Below are 2,426 nucleotides of genomic sequence, written 5' to 3' on the forward strand. Positions count from 1 at the left end.
CACGAACACCCCGGCCTCGACGGCCACCCGCACCCCACAGAACTCGGCCCACCCGACGACCTGCTCCAACGGAAGCCCGCGCACCCGCTGCTCGACCATGAGGTCGACCTCGGCGGCGTCGCGCGCGGCGGAAACGATCAGAGCGGCCTCGTCCTCAGCGAACACACACCCGGCCAGGCGAAGCCGAGCGACAAGGGGGGCCGGGGAGGAGAACCGGGAAGAAAACCCGGAAGAGGAACCACATTCAGAACCCATGAAAGAAAGGCACCTTCAAGTACAAGAACCGAAGGGCGCCCTCACGGCCACCGATGTCAGGCGACCGCATCACCACGAGGAGAGAGCACCCAGCTGGCTGCAGCGTTGATGGGTCCCACCTCCTCGGTCACGATCACTGCGCGGACGGGCAACAGTACCGGAGCGGCATGAGGCCCCTGCACGCCGCGACTGGAGATTGCACCCATCAGCCACCGTCCGCCAGGAGCCCCACCCCCCGAACCTTGCCACGCCCCGCTCGCCCAACTCCCCCGAGAAGCAGATCTGCACACGTACGCGTGAACACAACTGGCCCTGGGAGAGGCCGAGTTGACGCAGACGGGCACCATCACCCCGAAGACAGCCGAAACAACCGAAGCAACTCAACCGCCTCGGCCCCATCGGCATCGAACCCCTGCAACCGATGCTCGCGCGGCACTGCTGCTTCAGGCGCCCAGACCCGAGCGCCATGGCAACGAAAACAGAACGCGACCTCGAAGAGCACGCCAACCCTGTCGTGTGCCCGGATCCCCCACCCGGGCGTGAAGCACCGATACAGGTCACCGGCCTTCAGCCCGAGCACCAGCTCCAGCCCTCGCTGAACCTCACCCCCGTCCCAGATGGCCACGGTCTCCCCGACCAAACCCTCCCACCGGAGGGCATCACCGCCAGGGTCGAGACGGACCACCTCGAGAAGCTCGGTCTTCTCGTGGGTCGAAGGTAGCCACAGGTTCACGCCTCGAACTGGGTGAGATCGATGCCGTAGACCCGCAGCGGATACCCGTACACAGGGTGCGCCGTCGTGCGTTCCGGCGTCATGTCCAGCTTCCGGATGACGTTCTCGGAGGCTTCGTTACCCACCCGGTTGATGCTGATCACGCGGTCGAGCCCACGGTCCTGGAGGGCGAACTCCAAGGTGGCCTGGGCGGCTTCGGACGCGTACCCCTGGCCCCAGAACTGTGAGCCGAGGCGCCAGCTGATCGCCACGTCGGGCTGCACCTCCGGCAGGAACTCGGGCACGGACAGACCCACGACGCCGATCAGTTCACCCGAGCCGAGCAGCTCGACGGCGAAGAGGCCGAAGCCCTCCTCGTCCCACTCCTCCTCCCACTGCTCGATGTCCTCGGCCGTACGGTCCAGGTCGCGCACCGCGCCGTCGTCGATCCAGTGCATGACGCGCGGGTCCGCGTTGATGTCCCCCATCGGCACGAGGTCGTCGTCGTGCCAGCGGCGGAGGAGGAGGCGGGGCGTACGGATCTCGGTCATGCCGCCCATCCTGCCGAAGGCACGGTCCTCATCGGTAATTGGCGCCGGCCCGTGCTCGGCAACGCAAAGAGCCGGACCCAGTGAGACTGGGTCCGGCTCTTCGTATTCGGCACATCGGCTGGTCAGCGAATCGATCGCGCTGTTCCGGCTTCTGTGCCCCCGGCAGGATTCGAACCTGCGCACACGGCTCCGGAGGCCGTTGCTCTATCCCCTGAGCTACGGGGGCGTGCCCTGTCCTGTGGACCGGGCTGTCGGACGCGGCGAGCGCGGCGACGGGTAGAACCCTACCAGCTTCATCGGGGTGTCCAGGAACAGGTATTGGGAGGTGGAGCGGGGCGCGAGGAGAGGCGGTCGAGGGGGTGGCTCGTACGTCGGATCGAGGCTCGGGCAGCTGCCCGTACGGGCCGAGCCGCGGACCCCGACCGGAACCCGTACCGCGTCTCAGAAGTAGGGAAAACCCGGACGCGGAACCCTTCGCGGTCCTACTCTCGATGTGTGCCAGGGGCGTCCGGCCGGGTGCTTGTTGTCGATGACAACAAGGTGATCCGGCAGCTGATCAGGGTCAATCTCGAACTTGAGGGCTTCGAGGTCGTGACCGCGGCCGATGGTGCCGAGTGTCTGGACGTCGTCCACCATGTGCGGCCCGATGTGATCACCCTCGACGTGGTGATGCCACGACTCGACGGGCTGCGCACCGCCGCCCGGCTGCGGTCGGACCCGCGGACCGAGAGCGTGCCGGTCGTGATCATCAGCGCCTGCACCCAGTACGAGGTGGAGAACGGCCTCACCTCAGGCGTGGACGCGTTCCTGAGCAAGCCCTTCGAGCCCGCCGAACTGCTGCGTACCGTACGGCAGTTGAGGGAACACGGGCGGCGCGCGCAGGGTGACGGCGGGCGGGGGGCGGGGCG

The 2,426-nt window shown here is 67.4% G+C and carries 3 protein-coding genes, 1 tRNA gene and 1 pseudogene; 1 reads left to right on the forward strand and 4 read right to left on the reverse strand.

Annotation, left to right across the window (positions count from 1 at the left end):
• The 4 genes and pseudogenes from GUY60_RS39390 to GUY60_RS36805 all read right to left on the reverse strand — a co-directional run.
• Positions 1 to 255 (reverse strand): annotated as a pseudogene (locus GUY60_RS39390) (putative protein N(5)-glutamine methyltransferase); the annotation flags it as partial.
• 346 nt (positions 256 to 601) lie between these two features.
• The gene (locus GUY60_RS36795) at positions 602 to 988 is read right to left on the reverse strand and encodes a hypothetical protein (RefSeq protein ID WP_161705852.1); all 387 of its coding nucleotides are present in this window, start codon (positions 986 to 988) and stop codon (positions 602 to 604) included.
• Positions 985 to 1,518: a GNAT family N-acetyltransferase gene (locus GUY60_RS36800; RefSeq protein WP_161705853.1), complete on the reverse strand. Its 534-nt coding sequence runs from the start codon at positions 1,516 to 1,518 to the stop codon at positions 985 to 987. The genes GUY60_RS36795 and GUY60_RS36800 overlap by 4 nt, the downstream gene beginning before the upstream one ends.
• Positions 1,519 to 1,672: 154 nt before the next feature.
• Positions 1,673 to 1,744: transfer RNA gene (locus GUY60_RS36805), tRNA-Arg, on the reverse strand.
• Between the two features lie 269 nt (positions 1,745 to 2,013).
• On the opposite strand from GUY60_RS36805, the gene GUY60_RS39395 reads away from it, so the two are divergent.
• Positions 2,014 to 2,426, forward strand: a 413-nt coding sequence (locus GUY60_RS39395) for a response regulator (protein WP_312866567.1), incomplete at its 3' end; no start/stop codon positions are given.

The sequence above is a fragment of the Streptomyces boluensis genome, from assembly GCF_009908195.1.
GTDB classification, from domain to species: domain Bacteria; phylum Actinomycetota; class Actinomycetes; order Streptomycetales; family Streptomycetaceae; genus Streptomyces; species Streptomyces boluensis.

Bases quoted from the DNA above. Each gene is read 5' to 3' on its own strand.
- GUY60_RS36800 (WP_161705853.1), bottom strand. From the start codon at position 1,518: ATGACCGAGATCCGTACGCCCCGCCTCCTCCTCCGCCGCTGGCACGAC.